Source organism: Sphingomonas sp. IC081, from assembly GCF_006874585.1.
Taxonomy (GTDB): domain Bacteria; phylum Pseudomonadota; class Alphaproteobacteria; order Sphingomonadales; family Sphingomonadaceae; genus Novosphingobium.
On record NZ_CP029761.1, the window covers coordinates 3,638,617 to 3,657,979 of the forward strand.

Annotated in this window: 23 protein-coding genes and 1 pseudogene; 1 reads left to right on the plus strand and 23 read right to left on the minus strand. The window is 68.5% G+C overall.

The genetic code is table 11. The features are described from left to right. Positions 1-71: 71 nt before the first annotated feature. The 18 genes and pseudogenes from DM450_RS17250 to DM450_RS17335 form a co-directional block, all read right to left on the minus strand. Positions 72-530: a DUF2793 domain-containing protein gene (locus DM450_RS17250; protein WP_142636863.1), complete on the minus strand. Its 459-nt coding sequence runs from the start codon at positions 528-530 to the stop codon at positions 72-74. Between the two features lie 50 nt (positions 531-580). After that, on the minus strand, positions 581-2,776 hold the full coding sequence (locus DM450_RS17255; RefSeq protein WP_142636865.1) for a phage tail protein: 2,196 nt from the start codon (positions 2,774-2,776) through the stop codon (positions 581-583). A gap of 1 nt (position 2,777) precedes the next feature. Continuing rightward, positions 2,778-3,179, minus strand: a complete 402-nt coding sequence (locus tag DM450_RS17260; protein WP_142636867.1) for a C40 family peptidase — start codon at positions 3,177-3,179, stop codon at positions 2,778-2,780. Further along, positions 3,176-4,000 (minus strand): DUF2163 domain-containing protein, encoded by an 825-nt coding sequence (locus DM450_RS17265; RefSeq protein ID WP_142636869.1) that lies wholly within the window; start codon positions 3,998-4,000, stop codon positions 3,176-3,178. The genes DM450_RS17260 and DM450_RS17265 overlap by 4 nt, the downstream gene beginning before the upstream one ends. Further along, a pseudogene (locus DM450_RS17270) lies at positions 3,997-6,345 on the minus strand (DUF2460 domain-containing protein). Before DM450_RS17270 ends, DM450_RS17265 begins: the two are co-directional and overlap by 4 nt. Positions 6,346-6,362: 17 nt before the next feature. After that, a complete protein-coding gene (locus DM450_RS17275) occupies positions 6,363-6,944 on the minus strand; it encodes a tail tape measure protein (protein WP_142636871.1) in 582 nt (193 codons plus the stop codon). Next, positions 6,934-7,134: a phage tail assembly chaperone gene (locus tag DM450_RS17280; RefSeq protein WP_142636873.1), complete on the minus strand. Its 201-nt coding sequence runs from the start codon at positions 7,132-7,134 to the stop codon at positions 6,934-6,936. Before DM450_RS17280 ends, DM450_RS17275 begins: the two co-directional genes overlap by 11 nt. Further along, a complete protein-coding gene (locus tag DM450_RS17285; RefSeq protein ID WP_260609964.1) occupies positions 7,131-7,469 on the minus strand; it encodes a gene transfer agent family protein in 339 nt (112 codons plus the stop codon). Before DM450_RS17285 ends, DM450_RS17280 begins: the two co-directional genes overlap by 4 nt. A gap of 11 nt (positions 7,470-7,480) precedes the next feature. After that, positions 7,481-7,888 carry a phage major tail protein, TP901-1 family gene (locus DM450_RS17290; RefSeq protein WP_142636875.1) on the minus strand — a complete coding sequence of 136 codons (408 nt, stop codon included), beginning with the start codon at positions 7,886-7,888 and terminating at the stop codon, positions 7,481-7,483. 118 nt (positions 7,889-8,006) lie between these two features. After that, on the minus strand, positions 8,007-8,396 hold the full coding sequence (locus DM450_RS17295; RefSeq protein ID WP_142636877.1) for a DUF3168 domain-containing protein: 390 nt from the start codon (positions 8,394-8,396) through the stop codon (positions 8,007-8,009). 3 nt (positions 8,397-8,399) lie between these two features. Further along, positions 8,400-8,594 carry a hypothetical protein gene (locus DM450_RS17300; protein WP_142636879.1) on the minus strand — a complete coding sequence of 65 codons (195 nt, stop codon included), beginning with the start codon at positions 8,592-8,594 and terminating at the stop codon, positions 8,400-8,402. Next, a complete protein-coding gene (locus tag DM450_RS17305; protein ID WP_142636881.1) occupies positions 8,591-9,139 on the minus strand; it encodes a hypothetical protein in 549 nt (182 codons plus the stop codon). Before DM450_RS17305 ends, DM450_RS17300 begins: the two co-directional genes overlap by 4 nt. A gap of 127 nt (positions 9,140-9,266) precedes the next feature. Further along, on the minus strand, positions 9,267-10,406 hold the full coding sequence (locus tag DM450_RS17310) for a phage major capsid protein (RefSeq protein WP_142636883.1): 1,140 nt from the start codon (positions 10,404-10,406) through the stop codon (positions 9,267-9,269). Positions 10,407-10,478: 72 nt separating this feature from the next. Continuing rightward, positions 10,479-10,880, minus strand: a complete 402-nt coding sequence (locus DM450_RS17315; RefSeq protein WP_242526288.1) for an HK97 family phage prohead protease — start codon at positions 10,878-10,880, stop codon at positions 10,479-10,481. Continuing rightward, a complete protein-coding gene (locus tag DM450_RS17320) occupies positions 10,877-11,185 on the minus strand; it encodes a DUF6127 family protein (RefSeq protein ID WP_142636885.1) in 309 nt (102 codons plus the stop codon). Before DM450_RS17320 ends, DM450_RS17315 begins: the two co-directional genes overlap by 4 nt. Then, positions 11,182-12,354 (minus strand): phage portal protein, encoded by a 1,173-nt coding sequence (locus DM450_RS17325; protein ID WP_142636887.1) that lies wholly within the window; start codon positions 12,352-12,354, stop codon positions 11,182-11,184. The genes DM450_RS17320 and DM450_RS17325 overlap by 4 nt, the downstream gene beginning before the upstream one ends. Before the next feature lie 55 nt (positions 12,355-12,409). Beyond that, positions 12,410-13,738, minus strand: a complete 1,329-nt coding sequence (locus DM450_RS17330) for a DNA-packaging protein (protein WP_142636889.1) — start codon at positions 13,736-13,738, stop codon at positions 12,410-12,412. Next, entirely contained in the window at positions 13,731-14,234 is a 504-nt protein-coding gene (locus DM450_RS17335; protein WP_142636891.1) for a hypothetical protein, read from the minus strand. Before DM450_RS17335 ends, DM450_RS17330 begins: the two co-directional genes overlap by 8 nt. A gap of 188 nt (positions 14,235-14,422) precedes the next feature. Here DM450_RS17335 and DM450_RS17340 point away from each other — a divergent pair, with 188 nt between their 5' ends. Further along, the gene (locus DM450_RS17340) at positions 14,423-15,061 is read left to right on the plus strand and encodes a YqaA family protein (RefSeq protein WP_142636893.1); all 639 of its coding nucleotides are present in this window, start codon (positions 14,423-14,425) and stop codon (positions 15,059-15,061) included. 154 nt (positions 15,062-15,215) lie between these two features. On the opposite strand, the gene DM450_RS17345 is transcribed toward DM450_RS17340, so the two are convergent. The 5 genes from DM450_RS17345 to hisD all read right to left on the minus strand — a co-directional run bounded on the left by DM450_RS17345 (position 15,216) and on the right by hisD (position 19,251). After that, positions 15,216-15,506 (minus strand): antibiotic biosynthesis monooxygenase family protein, encoded by a 291-nt coding sequence (locus DM450_RS17345; RefSeq protein WP_142636895.1) that lies wholly within the window; start codon positions 15,504-15,506, stop codon positions 15,216-15,218. After that, on the minus strand, positions 15,503-15,910 hold the full coding sequence (locus DM450_RS17350; protein WP_142636898.1) for a VOC family protein: 408 nt from the start codon (positions 15,908-15,910) through the stop codon (positions 15,503-15,505). Before DM450_RS17350 ends, DM450_RS17345 begins: the two co-directional genes overlap by 4 nt. 5 nt (positions 15,911-15,915) lie before the next feature. Continuing rightward, on the minus strand, positions 15,916-17,079 hold the full coding sequence (locus tag DM450_RS17355) for an alpha/beta hydrolase family protein (protein WP_142636900.1): 1,164 nt from the start codon (positions 17,077-17,079) through the stop codon (positions 15,916-15,918). A gap of 82 nt (positions 17,080-17,161) precedes the next feature. After that, positions 17,162-17,917, minus strand: a complete 756-nt coding sequence (locus tag DM450_RS17360; protein WP_142636901.1) for an SDR family NAD(P)-dependent oxidoreductase — start codon at positions 17,915-17,917, stop codon at positions 17,162-17,164. A gap of 2 nt (positions 17,918-17,919) precedes the next feature. After that, entirely contained in the window at positions 17,920-19,251 is a 1,332-nt protein-coding gene (hisD, locus tag DM450_RS17365) for a histidinol dehydrogenase (protein WP_142636903.1), read from the minus strand. Between the last annotated feature and the right edge of the window lie 112 nt (positions 19,252-19,363).

Genomic DNA, 19,363 nt, shown 5'->3' on the forward strand with positions numbered 1-19,363 from the left:
TTGGGGCCGTCTTGTGACTCCGTTCTTCGAAATCGACGACATCTTGTTGACCCCGGTTGCATTGGCACTTGTCACGCCGAAGGCAGGATACCCACGGCTTGCAGGGAAACCATCAGTTCAGTGATGGCTGCCCGAGCTTGGACGTCAACGGTCGTACCGCCAAGTGGTTCCACGAATTGCGAAGCTTTTCTCCAGATGCCGAAAAAAAGTCGCTCCTGACTGCTGGCCTTGTCAAACACCCGCAGCCCGTCACGCGGCTCCAGGAACAGCCAGGCGCCGTTCTGGCGACAGGCGAGGCTTGCCGGGTGGCCGGTCCATTCGCCGGTCGGGTTTTCTCCCACCAGCCAGACATCACCCTCGGCCGCTTCTTCCGCGGGTTCGTCGCGCTCACCTTCGACCGCGCAATGGAGCAGGGCATCGGTGCGGGAGAATGCTTCGTTGACGAAGGCTTCCTTGCCGGCTTGCCCGGTGTGGAGCAGCGGCAAGGCAAACTTCGCGGTGACGGTCTCGAAGGCGAAAGGATCGGTCATGTCATGTCTTCCCGAGATGGCGGATGGAGGTTGCCGCAGGTCGCTGCGCGTCAGGCTATGGGGCCGAGATCCAGTCGATCGGACAATGCGAAAGTTCCCTTTTGCACCACATGGAATCGTTCATCCGGGGCCTGGGCGGCGAGCGCGGCATGGATGTGCGGTGCGAGGTCGAGCGAGGCTTGGCCGGTCGTCCATTGGGCAAGGGGGGAACCGGGAGGTCCGAAGCTGACGATATAGCTCTCGGTTTCCTCGATCAGCGGAACGTCGACGCCGTCGCGCCAGTCATGCAGTCCGCGCGCGCGCCGGGTCCATTCGAAGCGCCGGGTGCCATCGGCGAGGATACGCGTGCGGGCATGGACGGGGGCGGGCGGGCGCAAGGTGAGACCGGACAGGGCCACGCCCGTTCCCACGCCTTGCGGATCGCCCAGGCCGATCGCCACGATCCGGCGCGTACTGTTGCTGCCAAGCTTGGCCGGATCCAGCGATGTCAGGCGCGAGTCGACCAGGACGAACGTTTCGCCTGCCGCGTGTGTCGCAATTCCGTTCTCGGTCGCGCCGCGACCACGCAGCAATCCGGTTAAACGCCATGTCCCGCCGGAGAGGAGTGTCGCTTGCGCGAACTGGATAAGCTCCTCGCCGACAAGCGCCACGTTTGCGCCTTCGGCAAGCTGGCGTGCCGTAGCCGAGGCCAGCTGCATGCCATTGTCGGCCAATTGCACGATGATCTCCGAGCCCCGGTCGTAACGAAGCGGCGATGCGGCGGCCACCAGGTTCGTGACACGCCCCATGACGCAGCGGGTTCGCCCGCTCGGCCCGAGCGGCAGCAGGGAACCGTCACCGCGGTCGGCATATAGCGCCGCGCCGTTCCAGTTGGCTTGGCCGGACGATACGGCCGCGAGGGGCCGTGCCGTAGCGGGCGAACCGGTCGCCGGATCATAGGGCAATTCGAAGGCGGCAATCAGGGTCGGGGCGGAAGGCAGGTCTTCCTGCTGGTGCGCCTGCCCAGGATCCGTGGGCAACGCCAGAGACCAGGCGCGTTCGGTCGGAGGCATGCGCTCGGCGGTGATTTCAATGCCGGTATCGCGCCATTCCCATTCGCGCACGCGCCATCGTCCCGGCATCTGGTCGAAACTGACGCAGGCTCCAGGCGCAATGTCGCCATCGAGTTCCGCGGTGCGCCAGGTGACCGTGTCACGGCTCCAGTCGAGCCGGCCGGAAACACGTTCGACAAGCGCGCGCGCGCGGGATGCCTCGAGCGCGGCAGGAAGTTCGAGGGTGCGGGGCTGTCCCGGCGTTGCCCGGCCGGTCGCGTGCTGGACGCCGGGAAGATAATCGCGCGACACGTCATAGTAGCGCAGGCTCGACACCGGTTGCTCGGCGCGCGGCGCACGGCGCCGGGAGATGCCGGTGGCGGCGCTGAATTCGTCATCGCCCACAGCGCGCGTCGCTTCGCTGACGGTTTTGGGTGCGCTCTGATAGCGTTCGCGTGCAATGACGAGGCGCGTGCCGGCACAATCGATGTCGAGCGGATAGACGCAATCGAGCGTCGCCAGCGCATCTGCCAAGGCGCCGTCACTGGTGAAACCGGCCAGTTCGTCGAATGTCGTTTGCGTGTCGACCTGGTCGATGACCTCGCCGAGAATGTCGGCAAGGTCGAAGCCTGCGTCGGCGATGACCTCGAATGTCAGCGACGGAATGTGATTGTAGAATCCCGAGAGGTCGAGATCCTCGAAGACGACATAGGCAAGGTCGCGGTGGGCCGGGCACTGTCCGGCACCTTGTGCCGCAGCGAGCAGGGGGTCCAGTTCGCCGTCACCGGTTCCGCGGTGGATGCGCAGGGTACCGCCGGCCTTGAGATCGCCGGCTTCGCCGCGCAGCAGCTTGCCATCGGCCCAGATCCTGCCGAGGCCGAGAATCGGGCGGCTGGACGGGGCAACCGCGAAGCTGGCCGTATAGCTGTAGGCCGTGACCGATGCGGCACCCTTGCCGCCGCCGGTGACTTCGCTGTGTTCGACCAGGTTGGCGGCCCAGATCATCTGTCCGCCGACACGCATGCGGCCGAAATGGCGGGCGATCGGCTGGCCATAGCTGGACGTGGTGACGTCCAGTTCCTTGAGCCGCGCGCCCTGACGATTGGGGGAGCCGAACAGGGCGGCGTCGACCTGGCTGCCCACCAATGATCCCACGGCCCCTCCGACCGGACCGGCGACCATCGTGCCGACCGCGCTGAAAACGAGCGTTGCCATTTCAATTCCTCGGATTTTGCACGCGCCAATGGCCGATCCGGGGCCAGTGGTCGGGGCAGGGGCCTGCGACCACCCGGCGCAGGCCGGCGTGGGCGTGAACGATGAGGTTCCCCTTCGCGGCGATCGCGAAATGGAACTGGGCGGGGCCGGGGCGGAACAGCAGCACGTCTCCGGGGAGGACCTTGCCCCCGGCCGGTACCAGCCCCAGCGCCGATGCCAGGCGCTTGATCGCCTCCAGGTTTCCTCCGCGCAGGGCATAGCCGTTGGGGAAGGCGGCAGTCCTGCCGATGGCGAGAGCCAGCACGCCAACACAGTCGAGCCCGCAGCGGGGATCGCGGCCATGCAGACGAAACGGCGTGCCTACGAGGGCCGACGCGGCGCGAGCTATCTCGTCACCGGTCATGAACCGGGAGTCGGATAGCGGGTCAGCAGATCGTTGCCGGGCAGGAATGGCTCGCCGCGAAAGTTCACGGCATTGCCGAAACGCGATGCGCAGGTCGCCAGCGTGTGGTCGCAGCCTTCACGGACAAGCGCCCGCGCACCCGCGGGGATCGGCGGGACGAGCGGCGTGTCGACTATCACGCCCTGGCCGGTGCTGGCGGCCTGGATGCCCATGGTCATGCCTGCCATGGGCCCATCAAGCCAGCGCAGCGTTCCCCCGGCATGGCCGGTTGAATCGAAGGCACCACCGAACAGGACGGCATTGCTGTCCAGATCGACGTCCAGAACCTGCCGCTCGCGGGTGAAGGCGGCCGGGGAAAGGTTGCAGCCCGGTCCGCAGAACCGGGCGCGGCAGGTGGGGCTGGTGCGCGGCACCGGATCGCGCAGCAGTTCGGCCTTGCGCGAGACGAGTTCGGCGCCAAAGCGTCCATCCTCCTCGCGGACCGTGCCGATGGTTCCGGCGTAGAGGACGCTCGCCTCCAGGGTTTCCCAGTCGACGAGGCCGATATGCACGCCGGCGTCGTCGAAACGGCCCGCCGCAAGGTCATCGGCTGCAATGGCATCGTGGGTGAGCGTTCCCTGCACTTCGGCGCTGTCCGCCTCGAAGCCTGCCGATTTGCGGATCGAGGAGGGGACCATGCCGGGGGAGGCGTGGTGGCGGACACCGTCGAACCACAGGTCGACGTCGTGCGTGGTGAAACCCAGCGTCACGCCGTCGCTGCGCAAGATGCGCCAGAACGTCGCGACGGTTTCGAGCTCGGTGGCGAACCAGGCGCGGGTCATGCGGCCTCCCGGATCTCGACGACGGGAACGCTGGGGGCCTCACCGGCCGCAAAGGCGGACCCGGCGATTTCGAGGCTGTCCTCGGCAAAGCGCACCGGCACGTCGAACTCGAAACCGGCGCTGATGCGGGCGCCGGCCGGGGGCGCCGTTTCGAACACGATCACGCCGAGCGGCAACAGCCTCCAGTTGCCGACCTGCACGGTGCCGTCGAGCGCAACGGTCAGGCTGGAGACATCGGGCCGGGTGATGCGGCGGACCTGCAGGGCCTCTTCGCTTCCATAATGCTTGATCAGCGCAAAGTCGGCGCGCAGGCCGTCGCCGATACCGAGCAGCTGATCGGCGGCGGCGGGCAGGCCGGTCATGCCATTGGAGCTGAAGTCGCTGGGATCGCGCAGGCGAAAACCGCGGGCCGGGCCCCGGCGTGCGCGGAAGAAGGCGATCAGTTCGCCCAGTTCCGCATCCGAGCGAACGCCGGGGCCGACATCGAAGCGCAGGCGCGCATTCGACCAGAGGCTGTTACGACGCTCGAAACCGGAGGCGGTGACCGAGATCGTTGTCGAAAATTCGGGAATCACGGTGGCGTCGCGGCCCAGCGCGATCGGATAGAGCACATCGTCGAAGGCCTGCATCGGATCGGTTCCTGAACTGTCGGAGGGTGGCGGCGGCAGGCGGACAAAGCCGTCGCGGGCGATCTGGGGGAGCGCCCAGACCACGATTTCGTGGGGGGCGCGGGTGAGGGCTTCGTCGATACCGGCATCGATGCGCTGCCATTGGGCGGCCTCATCGCCGCTCAGCACGAAGCCGGCGAGGTAGTCCTGCTGTTCCGGCGGATAGCCAAGCCGGGCATCGATGGTGGCATAGGCTTCCCGCCGCAAGGCATCGGCACCGGCGGTGAGCCAGTCGTAGTCTTCCACCTGCAGCCGGTCGAAGGCCGGGGCTGCCCAGCCGACCGGCAGATTGGCGCGGTGCAGTTCGGGCATGGCCGGATCCAGCACGGTCGGCGTGAAGACCAGCGCCAGGGCTTCCACCGGGGAGGGCGCCACATCGGCGCGGATCGCGGCGACAAGGGCGGCGGTCGACTGGGCCAGCAGCGCGCCGGCGGCATCGAGAAGCGCGGTCTGGGCGGCATCGAGCGGCGCGCGCATGTCGGTGATGGCGGGCGGGGAACCGCCGAACGCGGCGCGGGCCGCTTCGTCATAAAGGCAGATGCGGCCGTCGGCAAAAGTCCACCATCAGGGTTCGCCGACCTGGAAGCGGACGGGGGCACCGGCTGCCACCATCAGCCCCGCCACCGCCTTGCCGACCGACTGGAGCCAGAGCATCGCCGGCGCGCAAGCGGGCGAAAGCAGGGTGGAGGGCGGATCCCAGCCGGTCAGCGCGGCATGGCCGTCGAGGTCGCGCTGTTTCCAGCCGGCGGGGGCATGCTGGTCGAGCACTTCGTAGGACAGCGAGGCAATCGGGCTGAGGCCCCGGGCGACGCATTCGGTAAAGAAGGTCTTGTGCCAGGCGCGGGTCGGGGTGTTCAGCGGATCGCTGCCGGTGCCGACACGATAGCCGCTCTCGCCATGGGTGAGCCGGAAATGGTGGCTCATGCCGAGGTAATGGACGATCGAGCCGCGATAGCCGAGCTGGACGGCGTTGCGGATCAGCCGTCTTGGGCATTGCACGCCCTGATCGTCGAAACCGGTGGCGATGGCGAGGCCGTGCGGCGGCACGATCACGTCGCCGATCTCCAGCATGGCGCGGGCACCGTCGGCGCGGATTTCGCTCAGTTCGATCCAGCCTTCGGCTTCGGCGGCGAGCGGCTCGGTGCTGGTGCCGTCGTAGCCGGGCGGGGCGAACGAGATGAACAGGCGCTCGATCGCGCGCGGCCAGACCGGATCGGCTTCGGCCGGAAGCATGAAGCCGCCGTCGAGGTCGGAGAATCGCAAGGTCACCACGGCATCCTCGCCGGTGCCCTCGGCATAGTTCCAGAGGCGCACGTACCAGGTGCGCGCGGTGCCGGTCTCGTCGCGGCCCTCGATGGTCAGGGTCGGGCCGTTGACCGCATCGAGCGGCACCACGCCTGCCGAGCGCCAGCGGAAACGCAGCGCGGTATGGGCATAGTCGCGGTCGGTGCGGTAGGCGAGCAGGGGGTGGTCGAAGCGGTCCTCGCTTTCCCAGATCAGCCCGCCAAGGTCGGCCTTGCGCAGGAAGGCGGCATCGACGCGCAGGCTGTCTGCGGACGTCGAGACCAGCGCGGCCATCATCGGGCGGGGGAAGTTGACCGTCCAGAAACGCGGATCGAAACGCTGGATCCAGTCGCTGGCCTGCCCTTCGCGCCTGTTCGCGAGCCAGAATGCCATGGGAATTCTCCGGTATGTCAGCGGGTGGAAAGCGCGCGGCGCACGGTGCTGGCGACCTGGCGCGAGGAGCGCTGCAGCGACTGCGGAACGCTGCTGCCGCGCGGGCTGGAAAGGTGGATCGAGACCTTGACGTCGCGCCCTCCCCCGCTGACGCCGCCGGGATTGCCGGTCTCGATCCGACCCGCCGACGTCGGCACGAACATTTCCGGTCCGCGTTCGCCGACGATATAGCCTCGTCCCGGAGAGACATTGCCGCCGGTCGCGCGGCCCGGCAGGCCGAGCAGGCCCGCGAACAGACCGGACAGGCTCGCGGTGCTGCTGCCGGGCGAGGAGGAGCCGCCCGGCGAGGAGAACAGGCCCTGCACCGACTGCGCGGCGATGTCGGACAGCGTGCCGAGGGCCACGCGCTTGAGATCGTCGAAGCCGAGACTACCGCGCTGGATGGCGCCGGTCAGCCCTTTTTCCAGGGCCTGTCCGGCCTGGGTGAATCCGGAGACGAGGTTGCTATCGACGCTGGAACGCATCCGGGCGATGTCGCGCGTGAAGCCATCGGTGCTGGCGCGCACGTCCACCAGCAGGCTGTCGATTTCATCGCTCATGGTCGTTTTCCATCAGTTTCTGGAGGGTCTCGCGGTCGATTCCGGGGGCGTCGGTGACGGCGGGCAGGCCAAGGGCGGCGGCGAGTTCGGCGGGGGTGGCTTCCCAGAACTCGCCGGGGCGCCAGCCGAGCGTGCGCGCGGCGAGACCGCAAAGGGCAAGGGCTGCCGAAGCGAACCGCTCCCCGCTCATCCTGCGCCCTTGAGAATCTGGCCGAGCAAAGTGCGCAGCGGCGCGGCGCAGGCGGCAAGGCCGGCGGCGAGGACGGCTTCGCCTACCGCCTCTCGCGGCGGCCGGCCCTGTGCATCGAGGCAGTGCCAGAACAGTGCCGCCAACTCCGAAAGGCGCAGCTGCCCCGCCCCGGCCCGCTCGACGAGGGCGAAAAGCGGGCCGAGTTCCTCTTCGGCGGCCACCAGCGCGGTGAAGGTCGGTCGCAGCCGGTGGGAGGCATCGCCGATGGCGAGCATGGCCTCGCCGCGCAGGCCATTGGCCGGAGACGCGGCCCCCGTCATCCCGAGTTCCGTCATCCCGAGTTCCGTCATGCCGATGCGACCGTGCCGGAGCTTTCGAGCTGGATCGTGTAATTGCGCTCGCCATTGAAGTCGCCGGCGTAGTCCAGCCGCTGGACGAGGAACTTGCCGCGCAGCTTGTCGCCGTCCTCGAAGCTCAGTTCGTAGTCGGCAAGCGTGCCCGCCATGGCATTGGTGCGGATGCGGGCTTCGGCGGCGCTGCCGAGGAAAATTCCCGCCGCGCTGACCGAAACCGAACGCACGCCCGCGCCCGACAGCAGTTCGCGCCAGCCGCCGCTGTCCTTGCTGGTGATGACGACAGTATCGCTGGTGACCGACATCTGCGTGGTACGCAGACCGGCGACGGTCTGATAGACGGCGGGCGTTGCGCCGTCGGAGATCTTGAGAAGGAAGGCGCTGCCTTTCTGGGCGGGCATGGAATGTCTCCTGTGATCGGGGCTGGATCGGTGAGGCTTCGACAGGCTCAGCCTGAGCGGGAGGAGAGCAGGCACCCAACTGCGCTCATCCTGAGCTTGTCGAAGGATTGCCTGAGGGTCAGGCCGCCATGAGGCGGAAGCGGTATTCGAGCAGGATCGCGCGGCGGCTTTCGCCGCGCTGCTCGGCGCGGGCGCGCAGGAACTGGGCGGTGACGATCTGGAACGCGGGCTGCGTGCGCGGCAGGCTCTCGACCCGCGCTTCGATTCCACGGACGAGGGTTCCCGCGGCATCGGGGGCATCGCCCCGGCAATGGAGCTCCAGCGCCACCCGGATCTCGCGGCCGGGAGCGGTCTTGCAGCTCCAGTCGGCACTCGCGCTCGAAGCGATGGCGAGCCAGGGCAGGCTGGTGCGCGCGGGGGCTTCCTCGGCCACCGCGTTGAGTTCGGCGGCCAGCACGGGATCGGCGGCAAGCCAGTCGATCAGCGCGGCGCGAAGGGCGATTTCCATGGACTATCCTTTCGCGAAAAGCGGCCAGAGGAGATCCGCGCGGCGCCACCGGCTTTTGTCCCCGCGCGCGGCGAGGGCCTGCGTTTCGGCGTTGGCGGCGGTAACGGCAGTCGCGATGGCGGCGGCGCGGGCGGTGAGGCGCCGGGCAAGGGCGTCGAAGGCCTTGTCCACCCGGGTCTCGATCAGGCCGCTGCTCATGCCAGCCGCATCCGGCGCCAGGGCCGCCAGAGCGCGGCGACCGAGGCGGGCGGCAGCGGCGCTGCGCCCTCGTTCTCGCGTTCGCGGTGCTGGTGGGCGGCAAGGCGGATCATGCCGTGGCGCAGGGCATCGGGCAGGCCATCCCAGTTGGCGGCGAGGCCCGCCGTGAAGCGGACGGCGACGCGGCTGGCTGCGGCGGGCATCGGCAGCCGCACCCGGCCGCTGCCATCGGCACCGAGGTCGACCTCGTACATGCCGGAGGAAAGCGGAAAGCGGGTGCCGTCGGCGGCAATTCCGTCGAGCGCGGTGATGGCCTGAACCGGACGCGTGGCCAGTACGTTCCAGCCGGGGTGGGCAGGCAGCGTTTCCTCGCACGAGGCGGCGAGCGGCATGACGCCGGTAAAGGCCTCGAACATGTCGAGTGTGCTCGCAAGGAGCTGCGCAAGCGGAGCGTCGTCGCGCGCGGTGGTGATGCCGAGCCACTGCTTGAGCTCGGCAAGCGCCGAGGACGGCAGGGTGGCCGGCGTAAGGATGACCCGGTGCATGGGTGTCTCCGATCAGGAGGAAAACAGGCGCAGGGGGCGGCCCGGTGAGGGGCGGCACCAGACCACCCCCTGCGTGAAAGCGGGGCCTCGGGGAGGGAGGAGGGCCCCCCGAGGCATGCCGCTTCCGTCAGGCCGAGATCTTGAGCAGCTTGATCGCGTCCGAATCGAGCACCTGCCCGCCGATCCGCTTCGTTGCGTAGAAGTTGACGAAGGGCTTGTTGGTATAGGGATCGCGCAGGATCGAGGTCGTGCTGCGCTCCGTGATCAGGTAGCCGGCGCGGAAGTTGCCGAAGGCGATCGGGAAGGCATTGGCGGCGACATCGGGCATGTCCTCGGCCTCGACCACCGGATAACCCAGCAGGCGGTTGGGCTGGCCTTCCATCAGCCCCGGCTGCCACAGGAACGAGCCGTCGGCGGCCTTGAGCTTGCGCACCACTGCCAGCGTCTTGGAGTTCATCACCCAGCTGGCGCCCTGGCGGTGGCCGCCCTTCAGTGAATGGACAAGGTCGATCAGTTTCAGTTCCGGCGCGGTGTCGAAGCCGCTGGCATTGCCGGAGACGAGGAACTGCAGGGTACCGAATGCGCGGGCGGCGTCAGCCGTCGCGGCGGTGGGAGCGGCCAGAAAGCCCTTGGGCTGGTTGGTGCCGGTGCCGGTGATGAAGGCGGCGCCTTCGGCGCGGGCGAATTCCATCGCGATCTCGTCCGCCAGCCAGGTCTGGATGTCGAACATGGCATCGTCGAGCATGGCCTGGCTTGCCGAGGGATTGGCGTAGAGTTCGCCGGAGGGCGGCACGATCTCGGCAAGGCTGGGGCTGGCGGTCTCGACGCGGGCGCCGGTCTCGCTGACCCAGCCCGAGGCGGTGCCGCCGGTGTTGATCAGCTTGCGATAACCGGCCGTACCGGTCTGCACGACCTGGGCGATCGAGCGGATCGGGCTGACGTTCTTGAGGCGGCTGGAAATCAGCGCGTCGATCTCGCGCGGGACCGCATAGCCGCCGTCCGCGGCGACGAGGCCCGACATCGATTTCAGCTCGGTCTCGCGGCCCATGCGCAAGTAGCCGTCGACAAAGCCCTTCACTTCGACCGAGGCGGCGGTGGCGGCGCCCTCGATCAGCGGGCGGGCGGCGGCGCGGCCGACGCGGTCGAGCCGCGACTTCACGTCCTCGACATCGCCGCGCAGCGCTTCGACGGCGGCTTCGGTGGCGTCCTGGCGGGTGACAAGATCGAACGAGGAGTCGAGCGCTTCGACCGGGTTCGTGGATTCCATGGGGCATTCACCTTTCGCTTGGGAGCCGCCGGACGGGCGGCGGAAAACTGTCGGGAGGAGGGGAAGGCAGAGTCAGGAAACGAGGTGCACCCGCGCGCCGTGCTGCATCGGGTGGGTGACGAGGCTGACTTCGAACAGTTCGAGGTCGAGCAGTTCGCGGCCCGCCGCATCCTGGCGGCTGGAGCGCGCGCGGTAGCCGAACGACAGGCCGTTGACGGTGCCGCGCCTGAGCGCGAGGCCGGCGGCGCCGTCGGGATTGTCGATCCTGGCCACCACCCGCAGGCCGCGCGCGTCCTCGGCAGCGGTCTCGACCCAGCCGATGCGCACGTCCGGCCGGTGCTGCCAGTAGAGCGGCAGCGGATCGCGGCGCTCGGCCAGGGTGCGGGCAAAGGCGCCGGGGCGGATGGTGTCGCGGCCGGAATCGCGCCGGTCGAACAGCGCGGCATAGCCAGCGAAGCGCAAGTCGCGGCTCAACGCAGCAGCTCCGTGGTGCCGCAGCGCACCGCCAGGCCAAGCAGCAGCGCGGCCAGCACCGCGCGCACGAACCAGCCGATGGCGGCGGCCCGGGCGCTGGACTTGGCGTCGCGCCAGGCCTGCAGCAGTTCGCGCAGTTCGGTGAGGTCGCCGGGCGCGGTGGCATCGTCGAGGCCGATCCGCGACAGCATCCGCCGCGCGCCGACTTCGCTCGCTTCCTCGACCACGGCGCGCAGGGTCACCAGATCGCCGCCTTCGGAGGCCGCCTGTGCCAGCAGACCGGCAAGCATGTCCTTCTGGTTCATGATTTGTTCTCCACTTCCTTCCCGGAATGGGGGCGTTCGGGCAGGCCGAGCAGCGCGCGCTTCTCGTCGCCATCGAGGAAATCGGCGGCGCTCACTTGCGACCAGAGCCGCTCGCGGTCCTCGGCCAGCGCGGGGACCTGATCGAGGTCGATGGCAAGGCAGGCCTCGGGGAACCACGGCGCCAGTCCTTCGCAGAGCGCCGCGAAGATCTTGGCGGCCAGCGGCAGCAGCGTCAGCCGCCAGAGCGCGCGGTTGGCCTCGCGGTAATTGGCATAGGTGGCATCGCCCGGCAGGCCGAGCAGCATCGGCGGCACCCCGAAGGCCAGCGCCACGTCGCGGGCGGCGGCGGCCTTGAGCGTGGCGAAGTCCATGTCGGCAGGCGTCAGCGCGATGGCCTGCCACTTGAGCCCGCCTTCCAGCAGCATCGGCCGCCCGGCATTGTGCGATCCGGCATAGGCCTGGCTCAGTTCGGTCTTGAGCCGGTCGAACTGTTCGGGGGTGAGGGTATCGCCGTCCCCGGTCTCGTAGACCAGCGCGCCGGAGGGGCGGGCGGCGTTTTCGAGAAGCTGGCGGTTCCACCGCGCGGCGGCATTGTGGGTGGCGATCGCCTCGTCGGCGGCGGCAAGGCAGCCGGCACCGTAATGATCGTCCGCCGGGTGGAAGTGGCGGATGTGGATCACGTTGGGCGAGGCATCCTCGCCGTGCAGCGGGATGGTCATGCGCCGTCCCGCCACGTCATAGGCATAGGCGGCGGGCCAGCCGTCCTCGCCCGCGACGACGGTCACGCGCTCGGGCCTCAGCGCAAAGAGTTCGACAGGGCGCCCGCGCGCGTCCTTGAGCACCTGCACATAGGCATTGCCGTGCAGCAGCAGGTGGCAGGCGAGCGTTTCCAGCAGCGACTGCCCGGCGCTGGTCTCGCCGATGAGCGCGGCGAGCTTCGGATCGGCGGCCTTGAGCGGGGCGCCGGCGATCCCTTCGGCCACCAGCCGCACCGCGCGCTGGGCGACGGGATTCTCGAGATAGGCCCGGCGCACCGCCGAGGCATATTCGAAGGGGGCTCGCCCGCCGTCGCCTTCGGCGAAGAACCAGGGTGAGGCGGGCCCTCGCGCCAGGGGCACGCGGGCACTCTCGCCCTTGAAGGCGGCGACGAACGTATCGATGAAGGACACGTGGGGTTCCTTTCCAGGCGGGAGGGAGCGGCCGGAGCCGCGCAAGGTTCGTGTTTCAGGGCAAGCGCACTTGCGGGGCCGAAGCCTTGCCGAGCATCAGCTCGGTGAGGGCCCAGACCAGCGCGTCGGCGCGGTCGGGCGAGCGCCCCGGTCCCTGGTAGGAACCACCGGCGACAAGCCCGCAGATCTCGTCTTCCAGCGCCGGGAACAGTCCGGCATGGCGCACGCGTCCGGCCTCGTAGAGCGCGGCCACGGGCTCGGCGCGGGCGACTTTGCCGCGGCTGGCGTGGACCAGCCGCAGCGGCAGCGAAACTTCCGCCGCGCGCAGCACCGAGGCGACCATGGCGCCGCCCTGGTTGGCCTCGGCGATGACGCGGTCGGCGGACCAGGCCACTGCCGCCTCGGCGACGGCGCGGGCCCAGCGTTCGGGGCCGGCCTTCTCGGCCGAGGCATCGGCCAGCACATGGGCGTTGCCGTCCGCCGAGAGGCCGACGACGACGATGCCGCAGGCGTCTCCGCCCGCCGAAGCGGGCGGATCGACGCCGACGACCACGCGGCAACATGCAGGCGCGCGCGCCTCGCGGCAGCGTTCCAGCAAGGCGCGGCTCCACAGCGCGCCCTCGATGTCGGCGATCAGCTCGCCGTCGATCTCCTGCCTGCCGAGCAGGCTGCGGCCGAAATTGCGGCGCATTGCCGAGAGAAAGCGCGCGGGCAGGTTGGCGGCATTGTCGAAGGTGCTCCCCCGCGTGACGACGACCTCGCCCGAGGCGCTATCCGCCAGCAGCCGCGTGACCAGCGGCATGCTGCGCGGCGTGGTGGTGGCGACCACGCGCGGATCGCGGCCGAGGCGCAGGCCCATCAGCAGGTTGTCCCAGGCCGACGTTGCCCGCCCCGCGGCATTGTCCCACTTGGCGATCTCGTCGCACCAGGCGTGGCTGTGCTGGGGGCCGCGCAGCGATTCGGGCTCGGCGGCCGAATAGAGCGTGGCCTGCGCGCCGCCCGGCCAGGTCAGCCGCCTGAGCGAGGGTTCGAACACCGGGCGGCGCCACGGCGCACCGACCGCGAGCAGTCCGCTCTCGCCCTCGACCATGACCGAGCGCGCCTCGCCCAGATTGGCGGCGACCAGCGCGATGCGGGCATCGGGATTCTCCTCGGCGACGAGGCGCACCCATTCGGCGCCGCAGCGGGTCTTGCCGAAGCCGCGCCCGGCCATGACCAGCCAGACGCGCCAGTCGCCGGCCGGGGCGAGCTGCGAGGGCCGCGCCCGGATCGACCAGTCCCAGCGCCATTCGCGGCGCTCGTTCCGGTCGAGGCTGGCCATGAACGCCTCGATCTCCCCGCTTTCGGCCTCGGTCAGCCAGTCCAGCGGGTCGGCCTCAGCCATCCTGGGGGCCTTCCTCTGCCGCGCGGCGGGCGATAACCTGTTCGCGCAGCTGCGCGATCTTGGCCCGGAGCGAGGCGCGCACGGCGCCGATGTCCTCGTCCTCGCGCATGGCCCGCTCGCGTGCCACGGTCTCGCGGTGGAGGCCGAGCAGGCGCAGGGCATTGGCGTTGTCGAACTTCATCTCGCCGTCCTTGGTTTCGCCGAAGCGCAACCGGTGGAGCAGTTCCAGTTCGAGGTTCTCGTATCCTTCCAGCAGGGCGCCGCGCCAGTCGCGGGCGAAGTCGGGGTCATTGCGGCGCAGCTTGTAGGGGCGGCTGAGGTGGACCCCGGCGGCGAGGGCGGCGGCGCTGACATTCGAGGTTTCCGCCAGCACGGCGAGGAAGGCGGTGCGCCAGTGGCGGTTCAGCTTGTCCTCGCTCCTGGCAAGATCGGCATTGAGCCTCGTCCGACGCTTGCACGGGGCAGCAGCGGACGAAGCGCGCTTCGGCTCGGCCATCCGGAACATCCTGTTGCTGTGAGTGGGGGCGCGAAGGAGACGCCGGAGCGACTCGGAATTTCGCGATGTTCCCGATATGTACCTAATCGGCGTTACGCTGTCAATAGGAAATAACCAAATAGGTTATTGCTTGCCGCCCGAACCCGTGCCCACTAAGCACGCGCCCATACCTTATTGCGGAGAATTCGATGCTGCGCCGCCTTTACGACTGGACCATGGCCAAGGCGTCGCACCGCCATGCCGGCTGGTGGCTGGCACTCTTCGCGTTCATGGAAGCCAGCTTCTTCCCGGTGCCGCCGCATCCGCTGCTGGGCCTGATGTGTCTGGCCGAACCGAAAAAGGCGATTCGTTATGCGGTGATCGCCACCACGGCCTCGGTCGTCGGCGGGCTGCTGGGGTATGCCATCGGTCACTTTGCCTATGCCGCCTTCGGCGAGGCGCTGCTGCGCGCGCTGCATCTGGCCGACAGCTTCCCCAAGGCGGCGTGCTATTTGCGCGAATACGGTGCGGAGATCATCATCGTGAAGGGCGCGACGCCGATCCCCTTCAAGCTGCTGACGATCACCGCGGGGTTCATCGGCATGAACCTCTTCGTGTTCCTCGGGGCCTCGGTGATCTCGCGCTCGATCAGCTTCCTGATCGTCGGCGTGCTGTTCCGCCTGTTCGGCGCGCCGATCAAGGCAGTGATCGACAAGCACCTGGGCAAGGTGACGGTGGCCTTCGTGGTGGCGGTGCTCGCCGGGTTCCTGGCGGTTTCGCTGCTGGGCGGCGGTGCCCGGGAAGCCAACCAGAAGTGCGACATGATCGCGGCGGCGAACCAGGCCTGAGCGAGCCTCTGGCAATTCGCGAAACGCGAATTTCGCGGCACCAGCCCGCTCCCCGCTCCCCGCTCCCCGCTCCCCGCGCCCCACTCCCGCGTATGCCGCAGGCCGGGGGATGCCGTGCCGGGTCTCGTTCAGATCGCGTGTTCAGATCGCGTATTCAGATCGCCTGGGCAAGATGCTCGACGCAAGGCGGCGCCGTGAAGAACGGGCCCGCCAGCGAACGCCAGACCTGAAAACCCTCGGACTCGCGGAAGTCGATCATGTGGGCCTCGACGCTCTCCCAGCCGACGACGAGGTGATACCGCGCGGGGTTCTCCACCGAGCGGTGCAGCGCGAAGGAGACAAACCCCCCGGCCGCCTCGAAATGCGGGCGCGCCTCGGCAACCGCGGCCTCGAACGCGGCGGCGCGGGCCGGGTCGATGGTGAGTGTGGCCAGTTCGTGGATCACAGGTCCGGCTCCTCGACGAATTCGATCAGGTTGCCCGCGCAGTCGCGGATGAAGCAGCCCTTGCCGAAAGCCTCGCGCACGACAAAGGCGATGTCGGCCTGCTTCTCCTCCATCTCGGCCAGGAAGGCCTCGAGGTCTTCCACCCGGAAGGCGAGATGCTTGTTGCCGTGGGTCTTGAGATCGCGCGGCGGGGAGCGGCGGTCCTCGGGGAGGGGGGCGGCGCCTTCCACCTCGAAGATCTCGAAGCGCAGCGGGCCCTTGCGGACCATCGCGGTGCGGGACCTGGCCGCTTCGATGTAGAACGTCTTCTCGACCGCGAAGCCCAGCACGCGGCCGTACCAGTCGATCGCCTCGTCAAGACTGGGAACGGAGACGCCGCCGTGGTGGAAGGTGAATTCGGCCATCGCGCTCAGCCCATTTCCGCAAAGGTTTCGGCGCACCAGTCGGCGATATAGTCGCGCATGCCGGTGCCGTTGTCGGCGCCGCAGTGCTCGACCTCGAAATCCTTCCTGGTGAAGACGCGGAGCGTGCGCTTGGGGCTGTTCACCGCCTGATCGTAGCTGAGCTGCGCATTGAAGGCGGGGATCTGGCGGTCGTTCTCGCCGTGGGTGATCAGGAAGGGCACGCGGATCTTCTCCACCTGCCCGTCGAGCGTGATCCGGTCGGCGTATTCGAGGAAGGCGTCGCGCCCCCCATTTTGGGCTTCGATGCCGAAGACCCACATGACGTGGTCCCAATAGTGCGGCACCGGGTTCTCGCCTTCGTTGGCCACGCGCTCGCGCTGGCGGCGGCCCCAGACGTGGTTGGCGCCCATCACCGCGCAAAGCGCATAGCGCGGCTCGTTGGCGGCGATGCGCGGTGCGTGATAGCCGCCGAAGGAGAGGCCGAAAATGCCGATCCGGTCATGGATCACGTCATCGCGCGTCAGCAGGTATTCGAGCGCAGGGGTGCCCCAGCGCTCGCCGTCGAACACGGCGGGAAGGCCGCGCTTGCGGATCGCCTCGCCGGTGCCGGGCTGGTCGACGAACAGGGTGTTCATGCCCCGCTCCAGATTCGATTGGCCATGGCCCGCCATGCAGACCTGCTCCTTCATCGAATCGAGCCCGTTGACCGAGACCAGCGTCGGGCGCGGCGTGCCCGAACCGTCGTGGACAAAAATGGCGGTATAGGCGCTGTCCTCGTAGGGGATTTCGACCTTGTCGACATGCAGCCCGCGCAGCTTCGCGCCCTTGTGGAACAGCTCCAGCCCCTTGTCGTAGGCGGCCCAGCGCGGGGCATAGTCGCGGCTCTGCATGCGCTCGGCCGCGAGATAGTAGCCCGAGGCGCGCAAGTACTTGGTGCCGGCGGAAAGCAGGAAACCGGCCGCCTCGTCGCCTTGGGCATTGGCGGTGACCTGATCGGCGACCGCGATCCAGCTGTCGAACATCTGCGCGGACCCGGCATCGGCGCCGGCCTTGCTCGCCTCCATGATCGGGCGGTTGGCCGCGTCGATCTCGCCGTAATTGCCCCCGCAGGCGAGCGCGAGGTTGGTGGCGAGGTTCCAGACGTAGTTTCCGGGGAACGGTTCGAACATGATCTATCCTGCGGGAAGTTTTGGGTTGTCGCGTTTTCCGAGGCATCAGGTGTTCCACCTGATTGGAAAACGCTTGGGGCGATTATTCTGCGGTCCAGCCGCCATCGACGACAAGGCTGGTGCCGGTCATGAGCGCGGAGGCGTCGGAGGCGAGGAACAGCACCGCGCCCATCAGGTCCTCCACCTGGCCGATGCGGCCGAGCTTGATCTTCGAAAGCACGCTGGCCTTGAAGGCTTCGTCCTCGAAGAAGGGCTTGGTCAGCGGGGTTTCGATGAATGTCGGGGCGATCGTGTTGGAGCGGATGCCGTGGGGGGCAAGGTCCAGCGCCATGGCCTTGTTCATGCCCTCCAGCGCCCACTTGCTGGCGCAGTAGAGCGAGCGGTTCGGCCCGCCGACATGCCCCATCTGGCTGCCCATGTGGATCAGGCTGCCCCTGGTGCCGGTACCTGTCATCCGCTTCACGCAGGCCTGCGCCACGAAAAAGGCGGACTTGAGATTGAGGTCGAGCACGGCGTCGTAATCGCCTTCGCTCACCTCCCACATCGGCTTGGGGCGGTTGGTGCCGGCATTGTTGACGAGCACGTGGAACGGCGCGCGGTCCGCGAAGAACGCGGCCACGGCGCCGAGGTCGGAAACGTCGAGCGTCGCGGCGCATGCACCATTGCCGATCTCGGCGGCAGCCGCCTCGATCTCCCCCGAGGTGCGGGCAACCAGCGTGACCTCGGCGCCCGCCGCCGCCAGCGCGGCGGCGGCGGCGAGGCCGATGCCCCGGCCCGCGCCGGTCACCACAGCCCGGCGTCCATCAAGGCGCAGGCTCGGCGTCTGCGGGATCGCCATGGTCAGGCCGCCGTCTCGGGCGTCGGTTCGGCCTGCCCGGCATAGGGCACGTTGCGCCCGCCGAAGCGCCGCACGCGGATATTCGCCTGCTCGCCGTGGCCTGCGAAGCCCTCCAGCGCGCAGAGGCGCGAGCAATATTCGCCGATCAGCGCCGAGGCCTCGTCGGTGGTGACGCGCTGGTAGGTGCAGGTCTTCAGGAACTTGCCGACCCACAGGCCGCCGGTGTAGCGCGCCGACTTCTTCGTGGGCAGCGTGTGGTTGGTGCCGATCACCTTGTCGCCGAAGCTGACATTGGTGCGGCTCCCCAGGAACAGCGCGCCGTAGTTGGTCATGGTGCTCAGGAAATAGTCCGGATCGGCGGTCATCACCTGCACGTGCTCGCTGGCGATCTCGTCGGCGACCCTGACCATCTCCTCGTAGCTGTCCGCCACGATCACTTCGCCGAAGTTTTCCCAGGCCTTGCGGGCATGGTCGGCGGTGGGGAGGATCTGCAGCAGGCGCTCGATCTCGGCCATCGTCGCGCCGGCGAACTTCTCCGAATTGGTCAGCAGCACGCCGGGGCTGTCCGGCCCGTGCTCGACCTGTCCGAGGATGTCGGTGGCGGCGATTTCGGGATCGCAGCCGATCTCGTCGGCAATGATCAGGGTTTCGGTCGGCCCGGCGAACAGGTCGATGCCGACACGCCCGAAAAGCTGGCGCTTGGCTTCGGCGACGAAGGCATTGCCGGGACCGACAAGGATATCGACCGGATCGATGCTCTGCGTGCCGAGCGCCATGGCGCCGACCGCCTGAATGCCGCCCAGCGCATAGATCGCATCGGCTCCGGCCATGGCCTGCGCGGCGACGATCGCGCGCGCGGGCTGGCCCTGAAACGGCGGGGCGCAGGTGACGACGCGCTTCACGCCCGCGACCTTGGCGGTGATCACCGACATGTGCGCGGAGGCCAGCAGCGGATACTTGCCGCCGGGCACATAGCAGCCTGCGGAATTCAGAGGGATGTTCCGGTGGCCCAGCACGACGCCGGGCAGCGTCTCGACTTCCACGTCCTGCATCGAAGCGCGCTGGATCTGGGCGAAGTTCTTCACCTGCGCCTGCGCGAACTCGATGTCCTTGCGTTCCTGCGGGGTCAGGCTGTCGACGCAGGCGTCGATTTCGGCTTGGCTGAGGCGGTAGTCGTCGCGGTCCCAGCCGTCGAACCGGATAGACATCTCGCGCACCGCTTCGTCGCCGCGCTTCTCGATATCGGCAAGCGCCGCCTCGACGATGTCGCGAACCTTGCGGTCCGCGTCTGCCTTTGCCTCGGCAGTGGCGCCGCGCTTCAGCCAGGTGGCCATGATATTCTCCCGATCCGGTGTGACGTGATTTTCACCGGACCTAGCGCCGGGGGGCGAGCGGGGACCATCGCATGTTATCGATGGCTTGCTATCGATCCTATGCCGTTGTTGC

Coding starts and splice junctions, on each gene's coding strand:
- DM450_RS17250 (WP_142636863.1), bottom strand. CDS start 530: ATGACCGATCCTTTCGCCTTCGAGACCGTCACCGCGAAGTTTGCCTTG.
- DM450_RS17255 (WP_142636865.1), bottom strand. CDS start 2,776: ATGGCAACGCTCGTTTTCAGCGCGGTCGGCACGATGGTCGCCGGTCCG.
- DM450_RS17260 (WP_142636867.1), bottom strand. CDS start 3,179: ATGACCGGTGACGAGATAGCTCGCGCCGCGTCGGCCCTCGTAGGCACG.
- DM450_RS17265 (WP_142636869.1), bottom strand. CDS start 4,000: ATGACCCGCGCCTGGTTCGCCACCGAGCTCGAAACCGTCGCGACGTTC.
- DM450_RS17275 (WP_142636871.1), bottom strand. CDS start 6,944: ATGAGCGATGAAATCGACAGCCTGCTGGTGGACGTGCGCGCCAGCACC.
- DM450_RS17280 (WP_142636873.1), bottom strand. CDS start 7,134: ATGAGCGGGGAGCGGTTCGCTTCGGCAGCCCTTGCCCTTTGCGGTCTC.
- DM450_RS17285 (WP_260609964.1), bottom strand. CDS start 7,469: ATGACGGAACTCGGGATGACGGGGGCCGCGTCTCCGGCCAATGGCCTG.
- DM450_RS17290 (WP_142636875.1), bottom strand. CDS start 7,888: ATGCCCGCCCAGAAAGGCAGCGCCTTCCTTCTCAAGATCTCCGACGGC.
- DM450_RS17295 (WP_142636877.1), bottom strand. CDS start 8,396: ATGGAAATCGCCCTTCGCGCCGCGCTGATCGACTGGCTTGCCGCCGAT.
- DM450_RS17300 (WP_142636879.1), bottom strand. CDS start 8,594: ATGAGCAGCGGCCTGATCGAGACCCGGGTGGACAAGGCCTTCGACGCC.
- DM450_RS17305 (WP_142636881.1), bottom strand. CDS start 9,139: ATGCACCGGGTCATCCTTACGCCGGCCACCCTGCCGTCCTCGGCGCTT.
- DM450_RS17310 (WP_142636883.1), bottom strand. CDS start 10,406: ATGGAATCCACGAACCCGGTCGAAGCGCTCGACTCCTCGTTCGATCTT.
- DM450_RS17320 (WP_142636885.1), bottom strand. CDS start 11,185: ATGAACCAGAAGGACATGCTTGCCGGTCTGCTGGCACAGGCGGCCTCC.
- DM450_RS17330 (WP_142636889.1), bottom strand. CDS start 13,738: ATGGCTGAGGCCGACCCGCTGGACTGGCTGACCGAGGCCGAAAGCGGG.
- DM450_RS17335 (WP_142636891.1), bottom strand. CDS start 14,234: ATGGCCGAGCCGAAGCGCGCTTCGTCCGCTGCTGCCCCGTGCAAGCGT.
- DM450_RS17340 (WP_142636893.1), top strand. CDS start 14,423: ATGCTGCGCCGCCTTTACGACTGGACCATGGCCAAGGCGTCGCACCGC.
- DM450_RS17350 (WP_142636898.1), bottom strand. CDS start 15,910: ATGGCCGAATTCACCTTCCACCACGGCGGCGTCTCCGTTCCCAGTCTT.
- DM450_RS17355 (WP_142636900.1), bottom strand. CDS start 17,079: ATGTTCGAACCGTTCCCCGGAAACTACGTCTGGAACCTCGCCACCAAC.
- DM450_RS17360 (WP_142636901.1), bottom strand. CDS start 17,917: ATGGCGATCCCGCAGACGCCGAGCCTGCGCCTTGATGGACGCCGGGCT.
- hisD (WP_142636903.1), bottom strand. CDS start 19,251: ATGGCCACCTGGCTGAAGCGCGGCGCCACTGCCGAGGCAAAGGCAGAC.